Origin of the sequence: Aquipuribacter hungaricus, assembly GCF_037860755.1 — a bacterium.
Taxonomy (GTDB): Bacteria; Actinomycetota; Actinomycetes; order Actinomycetales; family JBBAYJ01; genus Aquipuribacter; species Aquipuribacter hungaricus.
Map to the genome: position 1 here is coordinate 119,496 of NZ_JBBEOI010000002.1, position 16,683 is coordinate 136,178.

A 16,683-nucleotide genomic window follows, 5' to 3' on the forward strand; every position below is an offset into this window, starting at 1 on the left:
CGGGGAGTCCTCGCCGACACGGTCGACTCCTGTTGGCCGTCTGCTTGGAGCCCTTCGGTCAGTTGGCGCACTTGGTGATGCTGTCGGCGGTCCACGCCCCGGAGGCGTCTCGCCGTACGTCGACGTACGTCAGCGCCCGGCCGCTGCTCTCCATGAAGACCCTTGCGCTGCTGGAGTCATCGTCGCGGTCCTCCACCACGGGAGTGCCTCCGGCGGCGTCGCGTGCGGCGTCTTCTGGCGTCGACTGCTCGGGAGCCTCACCGGCTGCGTAGTCGAAGTGAGACGAGACCCGCATGAGGCCGTCGCAGTCCAGACCGTCGGTGGCCTCGGGCTGCGACGGGGTGTCGCTGCAGCCGCCCAAGAGCAGGGCGAAGACGGTCAGGCCGCAGCCAGCACGCCAGGTTCGAGCCGAGGCCCGCTGGACGTCGGCCCTGTGCTTCAGCATCGCGCTACCCCCTGGTCCCGCTTGGAGCGTGTCCGGCGACCTTGCAGGCCCGCCCGCCTTTTCAGTGTGGGTCGTGAGCGCGGCCTTCGTGCCGTTCTGCGGCAGCTCAGACCCAGCTGGGCCACCACATCCGCATCCGCCAGGCGTCGGTGGTGATGAGGTCCGCCGTCCAGACCGGGTAGAAGAACAGCAGGCAGCCGACGGCCGCCACGACCACTGATCCGGCCCCCACACTTCCCCAGAGCCGACGGTTCGGGGACGCGCCGGGCGGACCGAGAACGAGCCCGAGCGCGTAGGTCAGCGCGAGGACCAGGAACGGTACGAAGGCGACCGCGTAGAAGGAGAAGATCGTGCGGTCCTGGAACGCGAACCACGGCAGGTAGCACGCGGCCACAGGGACCAGGATCGCGCCGGCGCGCCAGTCGCGGCGCAGCACCCAGGTCAGCGCGACGACGATCAGGGCCACGGTGCCGCCCCACCAGACCACCGGGTTGCCCAACGACGTCACGGCGGCCGAGCAGGCATCGGCGCCGCAGCCGGTCAGGCCCTCGCTGGTGCCCTCGTAGAAGAACGAGGTCGGCCGGCCCTGGACCAGCCACGACCACGGGTTGGCCATGTAGTTGTGCGGGTTGTCGACGACGTTGATCGTGGTGTGGAAGCCGTAGGCGCCCTGGTGGTAGTTCCACAGGCTGGCCAGGGACTGCGGCAGCCACGAGACGGCCTCGTCGGGGTTCTCCGCGGCCCAGTTCCGGTTGTAGGAGTCGTCGGCGAGGAACCACCCGGTCCAGCTGACGAGGTAGGTCACCAGGGCGACCGGGACCAGGGACAGGAACGCCGGCCAGGAGTCGCGCAGCAGCCCGCCGAGGAACCATCGCCGCACGCCGGCGGTCCGCCGGGCGTCGAGGTCCCAGAGCACCGTGAGGACGCCGAACGCGGCCAGGACGTACAGCCCGGACCACTTAGTGGCGCAGGCCGCCCCCAGGCTGATCCCCGCGAGGAGCCGGAACGGCCGCCAGCCCAGCCACGGCCCGTACGGCGACAGCGTGCCGTCCCTCAGGCCGCGCGCGACCCGGTCGGCCAGCTTCTCGCGGGCCGCGAAGCGGTCGCCGAGCAGAAAGGCGAAGGCAACGAGGATCCAGAACGACAGGAAGACGTCGAGCAGGCTCGTGCGGGAGTGGACGATGTGGTGCCCGTCCACAGCGAGCAGCAGCCCCGCCACGCCGCCGAGCAGGGTCGAGCCCAGCAGCCGCCGGGCGACGAGGACGAGCAGGACGACCGACAGGGTCCCGACGACCGCCGCGGAGAGCCGCCAGAAGAACGGGTCCGCCGGGTCGGGCCACATGCCCGCGGCGATCATCCACTTGCCCAGCGGCGGATGGACCACGAAGTCCGGCGTCGTCGTGAAGATGTCGAGGCTGCCGGACTCGAACAGGTCGTCGGAGTAGCTGTCCGAGTAGCCCTCGGGCAGCGGGTCCGGCGGGGCCGGGTCGGGGAGCTCGTCGCGCTCGTAGCCGAAGCGCAGCAGGGACAGCCCGCCGTGGACGTAGTACGTCTCGTCGAAGACCAGGGTGTCCGGACGGCCGAGGTGGACGAACCGCAGGACGCCCGCGAGGGCGCCCATGCCTACGGCAACTACCCACGCCCACCACAGCGGCTCGGGGTGGGGGAGACCCAGCCGCTGGCGCAGCTGCTCATGGCTGGCCGAGGGCGGGAGCGTCGCTCGAAGCGGGAGAGACGTGGCCACCACCTGGGCATACTCCGCTGTCGAACGACTCATGGACAACGCGACAGGCTCCACTACGTCGACGGGGCTGAGGCGGGGCCGCGGGCCGGGGGCGGCCACTACGTCAGTCGCTGAGCCGCCTGGCTACCGGCTCGAGCCTTGGGTCATCAGGCGTTGAACCTGAGAGGACAACATGTCCGGCCTCAGAGAACCCACCAGCAGCGGTTGCAGCAGACCGGAGGAAAGCTCGCGCCGGACGGTGCCGTCATCGGTCCCGTGCCCGGAGCACCCGGAATAGCGGACCACGACCTCTCGCGACTGGTCGACGTCGCTGACGCGGAGTACGACGAGTTCCTCGCCCAGCTGGACGTCGGAGGCGCAGTTGCGCGGGTTGTCGGGCCCGGTGCCCTCCGGCGCCGCCCGCAGTGCCTCAAGGAGCCGCACGGCTTCGTCAGCACCGACCAGCCGGGACGCCAGGAGCGGTTGCGGCATGCCCACCTGCTCCAGCGTCGCCCCCCCACGCGGTAGCGCGTACCGGCAGGCCAAGACAGTCAGGGCCTCAGACGCGTCTGGCAGCGCCCCAGGTCTCGGTCTGCTGTCCGGTTCGGTGAGCCCCGTCGTCACGGGGCACCCATGAACGTCGACGCCGTCTCGAACGGCTCGCAGAGACTGCAGAATCCGAGCGGTTAGGGCTTCATCGTCCGAGGTGACAGAGACCCGGACCCCCGCGGTCTCCTGAGTGTCGACGACCCAGCCCTCGCCGACGTCTCGACGACCTGGAGGCAGAGCACTGCCGAGGTCGACGGCGTAGCCGAAGGAGTTGCCGGGCCGGGGGTCGAGACAGGCAATAGCCGGGACGGGTCCACCGGGCCGACGCACACCTCCGATCGGTGGCGCCTCGACAGCCGAGGTGCCGTCCGAAGCGCACCAGGCGGAGTTGGCAGCCGATCCCTCACCCGAACCCGACCAGCTCTCAGGCACCTGCAACTCCACCCCGGCAAAAGACTCCCACCGCCAACCAGCAGCTGGAGCGTCATCCGCGGCCGCCGGCCCCCGATCGATCTCACGCTCCGCCGCACCGACCTCGCCCGAGGCGCAGCCCGAGGCCAGCACCAAGACCACCACCGTCGGCATCAGCCACCGCGCCCCACCCCGAGTCACGTCATTGGGACGCGGCAGGAAGGTCACTGGTTCCACCCTCCTCGACGAGGCGTCTACCGATGAATTCTGGTCCCGAAAGACGACCCTCAATTGGTAGACGGGCTGGTCAGAGGATCGCATCGCCAACGTGGCATGGCTGCCGGCCCGGTAGACCCGCCCGCACCGGTTCACCGGGAACGGGGCGTCAACTGGGCCAGCCAACGCAACACTGTGCAGCAGTCCCGCAGGGTGGTGAAGCGCGAGGCGGAGAGTGGCTGCGAACGGGCCGTCGCTGTCCGGCGGCAGGCGGCCCACGGGTTGAGAGGGGCGCCAGGCGCGCTGGTGCTTTTAAGACTGGGCAATCAACATCCGGAAGTTCGTCGTGCGCGCGGACCGGCTCGAGGACCTGGTCGCCCTGGGCACGCTCGGTGAGCAGGCGGCGCGCTTCCTCGACGCGGCCGTCGTCTCGGGTCTCAACGTGCTCGTCTCCGGGGGGACGCAGGCCGGCAAGACGACGATGCTCAACTGCCTCGCCGCGGCCGTGCCCGCGAGGGAGCGGGTGATCACGTGCGAGGAGGTCTTCGAGCTCAAGGTGCCCGGCCGCGACGTCGTCGGCCTGCAGTGCCGCCAGCCCAGCCTCGAGGGCACGGGCGAGGTCCCGCTCCGCCGCCTGGTCAAGGAGGCGCTGCGGATGCGGCCCAGCCGCCTCATCGTGGGCGAGGTGCGGCAGGAGGAGAGCCTCGACCTGCTCATCGCCCTGAACTCCGGGCTCCCGGGGATGTGCACCGTCCACGCGAACAGCGCCCGCGAGGCGGTGACGAAGATGTGCACGCTGCCGCTGCTGGCCGGGGAGAACGTGAGCGCCGGCTTCGTCGTGCCGACGGTCGCCTCCTCCATCGACCTGGTCGTCCACGTCGAGCTCGGCGGGGACGGCCGCCGCCGCGTCCGCGAGGTCCTCGCCGTGCCCGGTCGGGTGGAGGACGGTGTGGTGGAGACGGCGTCGGTGTTCCGCGCCGGAGCGGACGGCGTCCTGGCCGCGGCCGGCGGGTACCCGCCCCACGAGGACCGCTTCGCGCGGGCGGGCTACGACGTGGCGCGCCTGCTGGCCGCGTCGTGACGGGGCCGCGGCCGTGAGCACCGGGGACGGCCTCCTGCTCGGCCTCCTCGCAGGCCTGGGGGCCTTCTGCGTGTGGTGGTCCTGCTGGGTGCCGGAGCCGAGGCAGCCGCGGACCGGGCGCCGCTGGGCGACGGGCCTGGAGGACGCGCTGGTCCAGGCCGGGGTCCGCTCCGTCAGCGTCGGGTCGCTCGCGGCGCTGTGCGTGGGCTCGGGTGCCGGCGTGTTCCTGGTCGTGCTGCTGGCCAGCGGGGTCCCGTCCGTCGCGCTCTGCTTCGCCCTCATGGCGGGATGGGCACCGGTCGCCCTCGTCCGCTACCGCGCCGCGCGTCGCCGCGCCGACCTGCGCGAGGTGTGGCCCGAGGTCGTGGACAACCTCGCGTCCGGTGTCCGGGCAGGGTTGTCGCTGCCGGAGGCGCTGGCGCAGCTGTCCGAGCGCGGGCCGGAGCAGCTGCGGCCCGCCTTCGCCGAGTTCGCCGAGGACTACCGGGGCAGCGGCCGGTTCGCCGACTCGCTGTCCCGGCTCAAGGACCGCCTCGCCGACCCCGTGGCCGACCGGCTCGTCGAGGCGCTGCGGATCACGCGCGAGGTGGGCGGCTCGGACCTGGGGCGGCTGCTCCGGACCCTGTCCGCGTTCCTCCGCGAGGACGCCCGCACCCGCGGCGAGCTCGAGGCCCGGCAGTCGTGGACGGTCAGCGCCGCGCGGCTGGCCGTCGCCGCCCCGTGGCTGGTCCTCGGCCTGCTCGCCACCCGGCAGGGCGCGGTCGAGCCGTACGACAGGCCGGAGGGCGTCCTCGTCCTCGCCGTCGGCGGGGTGGCCTCGGTGGTCGCCTACCGGCTCATGGTGCGGATCGGGCGGCTGCCCGAGGAGGAACGGGTGCTGCGGTGAGCGACGTGGTGCTCGGCGGGCTGCTGGGGGCGGCGCTGGCGGTCGGGCTGCTCCTGGTCCTGACGTCCGTGCCGCGGTGGCGCCAGGTGGACCTCGTCGACCGGCTCGAGCCGTACCTGCGGGACACCCGACCCTCGCGCCTGCTCACCGACCTCCCGGGCCGGCGCGCACGGCTGGGGACGCTCGAGCGGCTGCTCGCCCCGGTGATGAGCGACGGCGTCCGGTGGGTCGAACGGATCTCCGGAGGCCCTGGCACGGTCCGGCGCCGTCTCGAGCAGTCGGGGACCGGCACGACCGTGGAGCAGTTCCGCGCCGAGCAGGTGGTGTGGGGCGTCCTCGGCCTCGCGGGCGGTGCGGGTGCCGCGGCCGCCGTCGGGGCCGCCCGGGGTCCGGCGGTGCTGCCCATGGTCGCCGTCGTCGTCATCGGCGGGCTGCTCGGGGTGCTCGGTCGGGACCAGTACCTGTCGCGGCAGGTCAGCCGCCGCGAGGAACGCATGATGCAGGAGTTCCCGACGGTGGCGGAGCTCCTCGCGCTCAGCGTCGGGGCGGGTGAGGGTGCCGTCGGGGCGCTGGAGCGCGTGGCCCGGACCTGCCAGGGCGAGCTGTCGGTCGAGCTGCGACGCACCCTGGCCGCCGCCCGTGCCGGCGCCAGCCTGGTCCAGGCCCTCGAAGGCCTCGCGGCCCGGACGAGCCTGCCGCCGCTCGCCCGCTTCGTCGACGGCGTGGCCGTCGCGGTCGAGCGGGGCACCCCGCTGGCCGAGGTGCTGCGCTCGCAGGCCCAGGACGTCCGGGAGCTGGGCAGGCGCCGGCTCATGGAGAGCGGCGGGCGCAAGGAGATCGCGATGATGGTCCCGGTGGTGTTCCTCGTGCTGCCGGTGACCGTCCTGTTCGCCGTCTACCCCGGGCTGGTGTCGCTGGACCTCCAGCTGTGACGCCTCGTACACCCGTCGCCACGGCAGGTACGGCAGCCGGGGGGACCTGTGGAAGCCGCCTCCCTGCGCGCCCCGGTGTGTCCCATGATGGCGCGCAGCCCCCGAGCCCCCTCGGCCGGGGCGGAGGAGCGGGGAGAGCTCATGCACAGCACACCGGTGCGCTGGTTGGCGGCACGCCTGCTGACGGCACGGTCCGACCGCGGCGACGTGCCCGGCTGGGTGCTCGTCACGCTGATGACCGCGGGGCTGGTCATCGCCCTGTGGGCGGTCGCCGGGGACCGGCTGACGACCATCTTCACCGACTCCATGGACTCGGTCGTCGGGGGTCCGTGACCCGGGGGTCGGCCGCGGTCGACTTCGTCCTCGTCTCCGCCCTGCTCACGCTGATGTTCGCCGGGGTGCTGCAGCTGTCCCTGTCGCTGCACGTGCGCAACACCCTCGTCGACGCCGCCGGGGAGGGCGCCCGGTACGGCGCGCTCGTGGGCCGCGACAGCTCCGACGCCGTCGACCGCACCCAGCAGCTCATCGCCTCGTCGCTGTCGGACCGGCTCGCCGACGACGTGTCCGCCTCGGTCGAGCGGCTGGACGGGGTGCAGACCGTCGTGGTGACCGTCCGGGCGCCGCTCCCCGTGCTCGGGCTGGTGGGCCCTCGCACCCTGGAGCTGAGCGGGCACGCGGTGGACGAGAAGGCCCTGCCGTGAGCCGCGCAGCCCGGCTGCGGGCCGCGCTCGCTGACCGGGTGCCCCGCGGCGACGAGGGCAGCGCCGTCGTGGAGTTCGTCACTGTCGGCGTGCTCATGCTCGTGCCCGTCGTCTACCTCGTCGTCGCGGTGGCCGGGGTGCAGGCCGCGGCCTTCGCCACCGAGAGCGCCGCCCGGGAGGCCGCCCGGATCGTCGTGACGACCACCGACGAGGGGCTGTCGGAGGACCGGGTCGTGGCCGCGGTCGGCTGGGCGCTGCGCGACCAGGGCATCGACGCCGACCCCGCCCGCGCCGCCACCGTGGTGTGCGCGGCCCGCCCCTGCCTCACCCCCGGAGCCGACGTGGCGGTGACCGTGCGGGTCGAGGTCCCCCTGCCCGCCCTGCCGGCGGGGGTGTCGCGGGTCGTGCCGCTCGTGGTGCCGGTGAGCGCGACGCACACCCAGGTCGTCGGGGAGTTCGAGGGGTCCGTCGTCAGCGGTGGGGCTGCTGCCGGAGGGTCTGCCGCTGACGGGTCGGGCGCCGACGGGTCTGGCGACGACGGGCCCGACGAGGGCGGGCGACCGTGACCCGGTACGGGTGGCAGACAGGCGGTACCGGTGACCCGCACCGGCGTGGGGACGCGACCGGGCGCCGCACCCTGCCGGTGCTGACGGACGACTCGGGCCAGGTGATGCTGCTCGCCCTCGTGTACGGCCTCATCGCGCTGCTGCTGGTCCTCGTCGTGGTCGCGGCCTCGGCGGTGCACCTGGACCGCAAGCGGCTCCTGGCGCTGGCCGACGCGGCGGCCCTGGACGCCGCGGACGCCGTCGACGAGGCGGCGTACTTCGAGGCGACGGGACGCGCCGGCGGCATCGACGCCGTGCCTGTCACGGACGCCACGGTGCGGGACTCGGTCGTGGCGTACCTCGAGCGGCAGGACGCACCGTCCCGGTTCGTCGACCTGGACGTCGACACGGCGGCGACAGGCACGCCCGACGGGGTGACCGCGGTCGTCGTGCTCACCGCCCGGTCGCTGCCCCTGCTGCCGCCGGCCGTCGCCGGTCCCTTCACGTCAGGGGTCCCGCTGCGGGTCACGGCGTCGGCGGTGAGCTCGACCGGCCCGTAGGACGTCGTGCCTGTGCCCGTCGTGCGGCGGCCCCCGCTCAGGGGCGACGCAGGACCAGGTCGTCGAGGGCCACGGTCTTGGCGCCGACGTTCGACCCGCTGCGGACCAGCGACACGAACGGTTGGCCCGCCGCGGTGACGGCGGTGTCGACGTCCTGGCCCTCCCAGACGGTCGGCTCCGGGGTCCCGTCGGTCCAGATCCGCCACTGCACCTGCGTGCCGACCACCCGCAGCCTCAACCACTGCTTGGCGGTCGTCACCGCGTGGGCACCACCGACCGTGCGCAGGGTGGTCGTCACGCCGTCGACGTTCCGCTTGACGGCCACCGTGGAGCTCGTGTTCTGCAGCTCCAGGCCGTACCCCGAGCGTGGACGGTAGGCGTTCTGCCACCCGCCGCTGCCCCGCAGGTAGACGTTGAGGTAGGCGCTCGACGAGGTCTGCCCCCAGCGGAAGGACGTGAGCAGCTCGCTGTCCGGCACGGGGGAGGCGCCGGTGAGCTGCGTACGCGCGAAGGCGCCCGAGGTGTCGGTGACGGCGAGCTGCCCCGCCGCGGACTGGGTGGTCAGCGACCCGCCCGTCGCCGAGGAGGTCCAGCCACCCGGCCAGGCCGTGCCGTCGGTCCCCGGCCAGGTCTCGCTCCACAGGGGCGGTGCCGCCCCGCTCACCGTGACCTGCCTGGTGGTCGTCGCGGTGGCCCCCCGGTCGTCGGTCACCGTGAGCGTCACCGGGTAGGTCCCGGCGGCGGGGAAGGTGTGGGAGATGCTCGCGCCCTGGCGGACCGTGCCGGCGAACGACCACGACCAGCTGACGACGGTGCCATCGGGGTCCGTCGAGCCAGACCCGTCGAAGGAGCACGCCAGCCCGTCGCAGACGGGGGCCGCGACCACGGCGGTGGGCGGCTGGTTGGGCGGCGGCGGCCCGCCGGGGGACAGCGTGAACGCGTCGGAGTGGGTGCCACCGCTCGTGCGCACGAACGCGGCGCTCAGGCGTTCGCTGTCGACGTCCACCCGCAGCAGACCCCAGGTGGGGTTGGCGTTGGACCCGCTGAGGCTCGCGAACCAGGGCGCCTCGGGGTCCGCGGTGTCCACGGTCCGCAGGCCCGTCCCGCCGGTACCGACCGTCGCGAAGACGGTGCCCGCACCCCGCACCATGTCGGCGTCGGCGTCCGCGACGCACGCGGCGGTGAACGTGCCGGGCGTGAGGCCGGGGCAGCCCGCCCCGAGGGCCACCTGCTTGGTCCGCCCGTAGACGTGCTCGTGGCCGGCCAGCACCAGGTCGACCCGCTTGGCGATGAGCATGTTGAGCAGGTCGGCCCCGGACTCGCACGTGTAGTCGCCGACCGACAGGCACGGCTTGTGCATCCCCACCACCACCCACGGGATGCCGGCGCTCCTCGCCCCGTCGACCGCGGCCGCCGTCCACGCGTGGCGGGCGGTCCCCGCGCCGTAGCCCCAGATGCTGTCGGGGTAGCGGATGCCGGGCGACACCATGACGAAGCGCACGAGCGGCGCCTGGTGCGGCACGTCGACGTAGTACTGCCGGCCGAACGTGCCGACGACCCCCGGCAGCTGGTTCGGCAGGCACGCCGTGAAGTCGTTGATGTTGCCGTTCTGCCCGTCGCTCTCGTGGTTCCCCGCCAGGAGCTCGAACGGGTAGCCCGCCCCCACCGCGGCGGTGACCCGGTCGCACCACGCCTGCTCCTGGCCGGTGATGCCGTAGGAGAGGTCGCCCAGCGCCAGCGCCAGGTCCGCCTGCTGCGCCGCCATGCCGGCGAGGACGCCGTCGGTGTGGACGGTGGCGCCGAAGTCGCCGGCGGCCGTGAAGCGCAGCGTCGACGCGTCCGCGGCCACGTCACCAGCCGCGCCCCCTGCCCTGTCACCAGCCGCGCCCCCTGCCCTGTCACCAGCCGCGTCCACGGCCAGGTCACCGGTCCCGTCTGCGCCCCTGTCGCCTGCCACGTCGACAGGCGCCCGTGCTCCCCGGTCGACCCCCGCAGCCACGTCGCCCGGCGGCCCGCCGACGACGTCGCCCACGGCGACGGAGGCCAGCACGAGCACGGACAGGACGACGGTGACGAGGCGGCTCTCCATCGAGGCTCACGCTCCAGCGGCCGAGGCGGGTGGGTGCGTCCGCCGACCAGGATGCTCCGCGGCAGGGTGCCCCGTCACCGTCTCGACGAGACTTCCTGGTGGGCCGCCGGTCTCGGCCGTCCTGCGCGCGGCCGCGCCGGCTGCTTCACGGGGCCCGCGTGCTCAGCCCTCGGGCCAGCCGCCCTCCGGCATGAGCTCGCCGACCGGCACCGGCGTCTGCACCGTGTTGCCGCCCGGGGCGAGCGGGCAGGCCCAGGCGGCGTCGTAGGCGCACGAGGGGTTGTAGGCGAAGTTGAGGTCGACGACGAGGGTCGTCCCGGCCCCGCCGAGGTCGGCGCCCTTGACGGTGTCGAGCACGTAGCGGCCGCCGCCGAACGTCCCGCCGGGCTGCCCGGCGAGCCCGTCGCGCAGCGGCAGGAACAGGCCGCCGCCGTAGGAGGCGAGCCACCAGACGTCGAGCCGGCCGACCCCGGGCTGCTCGACCGCGCCGACCCGGTCGAACGGGACGACGCCGTCGGTGCCGGTCGGCACCTCCATCCGGTGCTCGGGCGCGGGCAGCACCTCGACCTCGTGCCGCCAGGCCGGGTCGTACGGCGCCACGGGCAGCCCCGTGAAGCCGCGCCGGGCAGTGGGCGACAGCGGGGTCGCCGGGTGCGAGGCGAACAGCTCGTCGCGGGCGGCGCACCACGCGGTGTGCCCGGCGGCCGGGTCGTCGGCCTCCCGCGCCAGGGCGTAGGCCTCCCGCACGCGCCGCCGCCAGTCCAGGACCTTGATCGCCGTCATGGCCCGAGGCTGGCACACGCGGCGCGCACGACGCGGGTCGCGGTCCACGTCGAGCCGGGAGCGGGGCGCGAGCGCGGCGCCGGACCGGCCGGGGTGCGGGTCGGACGGCCCCGTGTGACGGTGTGCCCGTGCCCGCCGATACCGCCGTGGACCTGTCCGGCCGCTCCGTCCTGGTCACCGGTGCCGCCGGGGGGCTGGGCCGCCTGGTCAGCCGCGGCCTCGCCGACGCCGGGGCCCGCCTGACGCTCGTCGGCCGCGACGAGGAGCGCCTGCGCGCGCTCGGCATCGACGGGGCGGCGACCGCGTCGGTCGACCTCACCACCCCCGACGGCCCCGCCCGCGCCGTCCAGGCCGCGCTCGACGCGCACGGCAGCCTCGCCGGCGTCGTGCACGCCGCCGGTGTCGTCGCCTTCGGCCCGGTCGCCGAGGTGGACGACGACACCGTCGACGAGCTGTTCCTCGTCAACGCGCTGGCGCCGCTGCGCCTGCTGAGGGCCGCCTCCGCACCGCTCACCGAGGCCGCGGCCGAGACCGGCGACGCGTTCCTCGTCACCATCTCTGGCGTCGTGGCCGAGAAGCCCACCGCGCACATGGCCGCCTACTCCGCGAGCAAGGCCGCCTCGTGGGCGCTCGCGGCCGCCGCGTCGGGGGAGCTGCGCCGGGCCAAGGTCCGCGTCGTCGACGCCCGGCCGCCCCACACCGAGACCGGCCTGGCCACCAGGCCGGTCGCGGGGAGCGCGCCGAGGCTGCCGCAGGGCCTGCGCCCGGAGCAGGTCGCCGACCGCATCGTCGCCGCGATCCTGGCGGGGGAGCGGGACCTGCCGACCAGCGCCTTCGGCGGGTAGGCCCGGCTGCCGGGAGGGGACGCGCGCCGGTGGGCGCGTAGATTGCCCCGACGTGGCTGCCACCGACTTCCCCGCCGAGATCGCCGACCTGCGGAACACGCTCGAGGGCGTGCTCGTGGTCGTCGACGTCCCGGCGCTGCGCTCGCGAACGGAGGAGCTCAGCGCGCAGGCGTCCGCCCCCGACCTGTGGGACGACCCCGAGGTCGCCGCGGGCGTGACGAGCCAGCTGTCCGCCGCCCAGGCCGAGCTCGACCGGCTGGAGAAGATGGGCTCGCGCATCGACGACCTCGAGGTGCTCGTCGAGCTCGCCGGCGACGAGGCCGACGCCGACACCTGGGTCGAGGCGGAGAAGGAGCTCGTCTCCCTGCGCAACACCCTCAACCAGCTCGAGATCCGCACCCTGCTCACCGGCGAGTACGACCCCCGCGACGCGGTCGTCACCATCCGTGCGGGCGCCGGCGGCATCGACGCCGCCGACTTCGCCGAGATGCTCATGCGGATGTACCTGCGCTGGGCCGAGCGCCGCGGCTACCCGACCCAGGTCTACGACACCTCGTACTCCGAGGAGGCCGGTATCAAGTCGGCGACGTTCAAGGTCACCGCGCCCTACGGCTACGGCACCCTGTCGATCGAGCAGGGCACCCACCGCCTGGTCCGGATCAGCCCGTTCGACAACCAGGGCCGCCGCCAGACCTCCTTCGCCGAGGTCGAGGTGCTGCCGGTCGTCGCCGAGACCGACCACATCGAGATCCCCGAGAAGGACCTGCGGGTCGACGTCTACCGCTCGTCCGGTCCCGGCGGGCAGAGCGTCAACACGACCGATTCCGCGGTGCGGCTCACCCACATCCCCTCCGGCACGGTCGTCACCTGCCAGAACGAGAAGTCGCAGCTGCAGAACAAGGAGGCCGCCATGCGCGTCCTCCAGGCCAAGCTGCTCGAGCTCGAGCGGCGCCGCCGCCAGGCCGAGCTGGACTCCCTCAAGTCCGACGCCGGCTCCAGCTGGGGCAACCAGATGCGCTCCTACGTCCTGCACCCGTACCAGATGGTCAAGGACCTGCGGACCGAGCACGAGACCAACAACCCGGACGCGGTCTTCGACGGGGACATCGAGAGCTTCCTCGACGCCGGCATCCGCTGGCGCCGGCAGCAGGACGTCCACGCCTGAGCGGTCGACCGGGCCGGCGGGCTCGGTCCAGGCACCCGCGGTACTGCGGCGTGCGCGCTGCGTGACGACACGAGGGCAGACGGCTGCCCCGTCCACACCCGGGCTCCGCGGAGGGTTATCTCGGCGTCCGGGTGGGGTAACGTCGAGAACGGGTATACGGACAGTCACCATGTGACCTGGCCTGCGCCCACCGAGACCCCTACCTGGACGAAGGCGATCAATGAACACCACCCTGCGTGTCGGCCGGCGCTCGCGCCGTTCCGTGTCCGTGCTCGCCGGCGCCGCCCTGGTGGCCGGCGTCGGGCTGGGCGTCGTGGCCCCCGGGGCGTCGGCGTCCCTGGCCGTCGACAGCGCGGACGGCGGCACCGTCGCCCCGTCCGCCGAGCCGTCGCAGAGCGAGTCGACCAGCGGCCCGACCGTGGAGCCGTCGGCCCCGGCCGAGCCGGAGGAGACCGTCCTCCCGGGCGCCACCGAGACCGTCACGGAGACCGAGACCGCCAGCGAGGCGCCCACGGTCGTCCCCTCCGGTGCGCCCACGACCGACGAGCCGGCGACCGAGCTGCCGGTGGGCGAGCCCTCCGTCACCGCGTCCGCCCCCGAGGTGGCCTGCCCCGGCGTCGGCGACGGCACCGACGTGCGCACGCTGTTCTCCTACGAGTACTTCGCCGACGGCCCCAGGAGCCTCGGCTCGACGGAGTCCTGGACCCGCCCGCTGGCCGTGCAGTGGTTCTCGCGCCCCGTGCCCGCCGGCATCGACTCGATGATGGTCCGCGCCGAGGTCACCCTCAAGGACGGCGTGGTCCTGCCCGCCGGCTGCGGGTACGACTTCTCGCTCGCCTCCTACGAGGCCGAGGGCTCCTCCTTCGCCACCTCCGGCCAGCAGGTCTTCGTCGACCACGACACCGACACCATCACCGGCGAGCAGACCTCGGTCGTCCTCGAGGTCGCCCCGGCCGAGTGCTACGGGCAGTCCGACCTGTACACCAGCGATGACGTCTACGACGGCGCCCGCACCCCGCGCGGCCCGTCCTACTCGCCGATCACCGCCGACCGGCGCATGGTCGCCAACTGGGGCGGCGGCATCGGCTGCGTCGTCCCGTCGGAGGAGCCCTCGGGCCCGGCTTCCGAGAACCCGTCCGAGAACCCGTCGGAGAACCCCTCGGAGAACCCGTCCGAGCAGCCGTCGAGCCCCGCGTCGGAGACCCCGTCGGCCACCCCGAGCACGCCGGAAAGCCCCGCGCCGGCCACCACCCCGGCCAGCCCGGCCCCGGCCAGCACGCCGGCCACCCCCCTCCCGGGGCAGTCGACGACCCCGGCCGCCGCGCCCGCCACGTCGCCCGGTACGTCGCCCCGCGCGACGGTCCGCGCCGGCACCACCCAGCAGCCCCGTGACAACGCCCGGGTCCTCGCGCGCACCGGCGTCGAGGCCTGGACCATCGCCGCGATCGCCGGCGTGCTCGTCGTCGCCGGCGGTGCGATGACCGCCCTGGCCGGCACCTCCGGCCGGACGCGACGCCACTGACCGCAGCACCACTGAGCACCACAAGCACCACAAGCACCACAAGCACCACCAGCAGTACCCGGGCACCGTCCCGGGCAGGCCCGTCCCCGCGCACCGCGGGGGCGGGCTGCTGCTGTCCCGGGGGTCGGGACCGGCAGGGACGGCGCGCCCTGGCACCGGGCTCGTCGGACCAGCCCCGCCCCCGGGCTTACCATCGGTGGTCGGCCAGGTGGATCTTGTGACCTACCGGGCCTGTCCTGTCCCCGACCGCTGGGTGTGCCGTGATCCGGTTCGACAACGTGACCAAGGTCTACAAGGCCAAGCAGCGTGCTGCGCTCGACGACGTGACGCTCAACATCGACCGCGGCGAGTTCGTGTTCCTCGTCGGGGCGTCCGGCTCCGGCAAGTCCAGCTTCCTGCGCCTGTGCCTCAAGGAGGAGCGGGCCAACACCGGCACCGTCCACGTGGCCGGCCGCGACCTGGCCAAGCTCGCGTCGTGGAAGGTCCCGCGCTTCCGCCGCCAGCTCGGCGTCGTGTTCCAGGACTTCCGCCTGCTGCCCAACAAGTCCGCCGGCGAGAACATCGCCTTCGCGCTGCAGGTCATCGGCAAGCCCAAGCACGTCATCGACCGGACCGTGCCCGAGGTGCTCCAGCTCGTCGGCCTCGACGGCAAGGCCGACCGCCTGCCCGACGAGCTGTCCGGCGGCGAGCAGCAGCGCGTGGCCATCGCCCGCGCCTTCGTCAACCGCCCGGCGATCCTGCTCGCCGACGAGCCGACCGGGAACCTCGACCCCACGACCAGCGTCGGGATCATGAAGCTGCTCGACCGCATCAACAAGACCGGCACGACCGTGGTCATGGCGACCCACGACGACGAGATGGTCGACCAGATGCGCAAGCGGGTCATCCAGCTCGAGGAGGGCGTCGTCATCCGCGACGAGGCCCGCGGCGTCTACGGGAGCACGGCATGAGGGCACGGTTCGTCCTCACGGAGATCGGCGTCGGCCTCTGGCGCAACCTCTCCGTGACCATCTCCGTCGTCATCGTCACCGCGGTGTCGCTGTTCTTCCTCGGCTCCGGCCTGCTCTTCCAGCGCCAGGTCAACGAGCTCCGCTCCGTCCTCTACGACGAGATCCAGGTGTCGGTGTTCCTCTGCGGCGAAGAGAGCACCGCGGTCTCCTGCGCCGACGGCGAGGTCACCCAGGCCCAGCGCGACGAGATCGTCGCCACGCTGACCACCGGCGACGTCGCGCCGCTCATCGAGGAGTACACGTACGAGTCCAAGGAGGAGGCCTACGAGCGCTTCCTCGAGCAGTTCGAGGGCTCCCCGATCACGGAGAACCTCACCGCCGACCAGCTCCCGGAGTCCTACCGGATCCAGCTGGTCGACCCCGAGGACTCCGCCGTCGTGGCGTCCCGCTTCGACGGGCAGCTCGGCGTGGAGTCCGTCGACGACCAGCGCGAGCTCTTCGTCGGGCTGTTCCGCTTCCTCAACGGTGCGACCGCGTTCGCGTGGTTCTTCGCCGGGATCATGCTCATCGCCGCGACGCTGCTCGTGGCCACGACGATCCGCCTGGCCGCCTTCAACCGCAGGCGCGAGATCGGGATCATGCGCCTGGTGGGCGCCAGCAAGTTCTTCATCCAGCTGCCGTTCATGCTCGAGGGGATCTTCGCCGCGACCGTCGGGGCGGTGCTGGCCAGCGGGTTCCTCGTCGGCTTCACGCGCGTGTTCGTCCAGGACTACGTCGGCAACCGGTTCAACATCGGCGGCCTCGTGAGCACCGGCGACGCCCTGCTCGTGGTGCCGGTCCTGCTCGCGGTGGGCATCCTGCTGGCGGGCGTGTCCTCCCTGATAACCCTCGAGCGCTACCTCAGGGTGTAGGAAGGGCACGGCCGTGCCGACACCTGTCGTGGGCGTCGGCCGGCGCACCGGACAGCAGCGACGCTCCCGCACGACACCCGACACCCCGGAGGACCGACCGTGCGACACCACCTGACAGCAGCCTGCAGCGTCCTGCTGCTCGCCGCGGTGGTGGCGGCTCCCGGCCTGTCCGCCGCCGCGACCACGCCCGGCGACCGGGACGAGGTGGAGGAGCGGCAGGGCCAGGTCGAGCAGGGCCTGCAGTCCGCGCGCGACGACCTGACCCACGTCAGCGCCGAGCTCGCCGCCGCGTCCGACCGGCTGGCGGGCCTGCAGGCCCAGCAGCCCGGCGCCCGCGCCGCGGTCGACCAGGCGCAGGCCGAGGCGTCC

Annotated in this window: 17 protein-coding genes and 1 pseudogene; 13 read left to right on the forward strand and 5 right to left on the reverse strand. The window is 73.6% G+C overall.

The genetic code is table 11. The annotated features are described in order from the left end of the window. Positions 1-58: 58 nt before the first annotated feature. The 3 genes from WCS02_RS01365 to WCS02_RS01375 form a co-directional block, all read right to left on the reverse strand. Positions 59-445, reverse strand: coding sequence for a hypothetical protein (locus WCS02_RS01365; RefSeq protein ID WP_340288598.1), 387 nt, complete (start codon positions 443-445; stop codon positions 59-61). A gap of 106 nt (positions 446-551) precedes the next feature. Then, positions 552-2,189 (reverse strand): dolichyl-phosphate-mannose--protein mannosyltransferase, encoded by a 1,638-nt coding sequence (locus WCS02_RS01370; protein WP_340288599.1) that lies wholly within the window; start codon positions 2,187-2,189, stop codon positions 552-554. A 123-nt stretch (positions 2,190-2,312) separates the two neighbouring features. Next, entirely contained in the window at positions 2,313-2,660 is a 348-nt protein-coding gene (locus tag WCS02_RS01375) for a hypothetical protein (protein ID WP_340288601.1), read from the reverse strand. Between the two features lie 1,003 nt (positions 2,661-3,663). Here WCS02_RS01375 and WCS02_RS01380 point away from each other — a divergent pair. From WCS02_RS01380 to WCS02_RS01410, 7 genes and pseudogenes are all read left to right on the forward strand, one after another. Beyond that, positions 3,664-4,425: pseudogene (locus WCS02_RS01380) on the forward strand (CpaF family protein); the annotation flags it as partial. 13 nt (positions 4,426-4,438) lie between these two features. Further along, entirely contained in the window at positions 4,439-5,311 is an 873-nt protein-coding gene (locus WCS02_RS01385; protein WP_340288605.1) for a type II secretion system F family protein, read from the forward strand. Next, the gene (locus WCS02_RS01390; protein WP_340288607.1) at positions 5,308-6,243 is read left to right on the forward strand and encodes a type II secretion system F family protein; all 936 of its coding nucleotides are present in this window, start codon (positions 5,308-5,310) and stop codon (positions 6,241-6,243) included. The genes WCS02_RS01385 and WCS02_RS01390 overlap by 4 nt, the downstream gene beginning before the upstream one ends. Positions 6,244-6,384: 141 nt before the next feature. Beyond that, on the forward strand, positions 6,385-6,576 hold the full coding sequence (locus WCS02_RS01395) for a hypothetical protein (protein ID WP_340288610.1): 192 nt from the start codon (positions 6,385-6,387) through the stop codon (positions 6,574-6,576). After that, positions 6,573-6,944, forward strand: coding sequence for a TadE family protein (locus tag WCS02_RS01400; protein WP_340288613.1), 372 nt, complete (start codon positions 6,573-6,575; stop codon positions 6,942-6,944). The genes WCS02_RS01395 and WCS02_RS01400 overlap by 4 nt, the downstream gene beginning before the upstream one ends. Continuing rightward, positions 6,941-7,510, forward strand: a complete 570-nt coding sequence (locus WCS02_RS01405) for a pilus assembly protein (protein WP_340288616.1) — start codon at positions 6,941-6,943, stop codon at positions 7,508-7,510. Before WCS02_RS01400 ends, WCS02_RS01405 begins: the two co-directional genes overlap by 4 nt. A 77-nt stretch (positions 7,511-7,587) precedes the next feature. Further along, on the forward strand, positions 7,588-8,049 hold the full coding sequence (locus WCS02_RS01410) for a pilus assembly protein TadG-related protein (RefSeq protein ID WP_340288619.1): 462 nt from the start codon (positions 7,588-7,590) through the stop codon (positions 8,047-8,049). A 37-nt stretch (positions 8,050-8,086) separates the two neighbouring features. On the opposite strand, the gene WCS02_RS01415 is transcribed toward WCS02_RS01410, so the two are convergent. Next, positions 8,087-10,138: a PKD domain-containing protein gene (locus WCS02_RS01415; protein ID WP_340288622.1), complete on the reverse strand. Its 2,052-nt coding sequence runs from the start codon at positions 10,136-10,138 to the stop codon at positions 8,087-8,089. Between the two features lie 162 nt (positions 10,139-10,300). Beyond that, the gene (locus WCS02_RS01420) at positions 10,301-10,921 is read right to left on the reverse strand and encodes a DUF1684 domain-containing protein (protein WP_340288625.1); all 621 of its coding nucleotides are present in this window, start codon (positions 10,919-10,921) and stop codon (positions 10,301-10,303) included. Between the two features lie 128 nt (positions 10,922-11,049). On the opposite strand from WCS02_RS01420, the gene WCS02_RS01425 reads away from it, so the two are divergent. From WCS02_RS01425 to WCS02_RS01450, 6 genes are all read left to right on the forward strand, one after another. Next, positions 11,050-11,766 (forward strand): SDR family NAD(P)-dependent oxidoreductase, encoded by a 717-nt coding sequence (locus WCS02_RS01425; RefSeq protein ID WP_340288628.1) that lies wholly within the window; start codon positions 11,050-11,052, stop codon positions 11,764-11,766. 52 nt (positions 11,767-11,818) lie between these two features. After that, complete coding sequence (gene prfB / locus WCS02_RS01430) at positions 11,819-12,931, forward strand: peptide chain release factor 2 (protein ID WP_340288631.1); 1,113 nt, start codon at positions 11,819-11,821, stop codon at positions 12,929-12,931. A 220-nt stretch (positions 12,932-13,151) separates the two neighbouring features. Further along, positions 13,152-14,453: a hypothetical protein gene (locus tag WCS02_RS01435; RefSeq protein ID WP_340288634.1), complete on the forward strand. Its 1,302-nt coding sequence runs from the start codon at positions 13,152-13,154 to the stop codon at positions 14,451-14,453. A 260-nt stretch (positions 14,454-14,713) separates the two neighbouring features. Next, positions 14,714-15,403: a cell division ATP-binding protein FtsE gene (gene ftsE, locus WCS02_RS01440; RefSeq protein ID WP_340288637.1), complete on the forward strand. Its 690-nt coding sequence runs from the start codon at positions 14,714-14,716 to the stop codon at positions 15,401-15,403. Then, on the forward strand, positions 15,400-16,314 hold the full coding sequence (gene ftsX, locus WCS02_RS01445) for a permease-like cell division protein FtsX (protein ID WP_340288640.1): 915 nt from the start codon (positions 15,400-15,402) through the stop codon (positions 16,312-16,314). The genes ftsE and ftsX overlap by 4 nt, the downstream gene beginning before the upstream one ends. Before the next feature lie 99 nt (positions 16,315-16,413). Beyond that, the coding region (locus WCS02_RS01450; RefSeq protein WP_422665409.1) for a hypothetical protein at positions 16,414-16,683 on the forward strand (270 nt) is incomplete at its 3' end.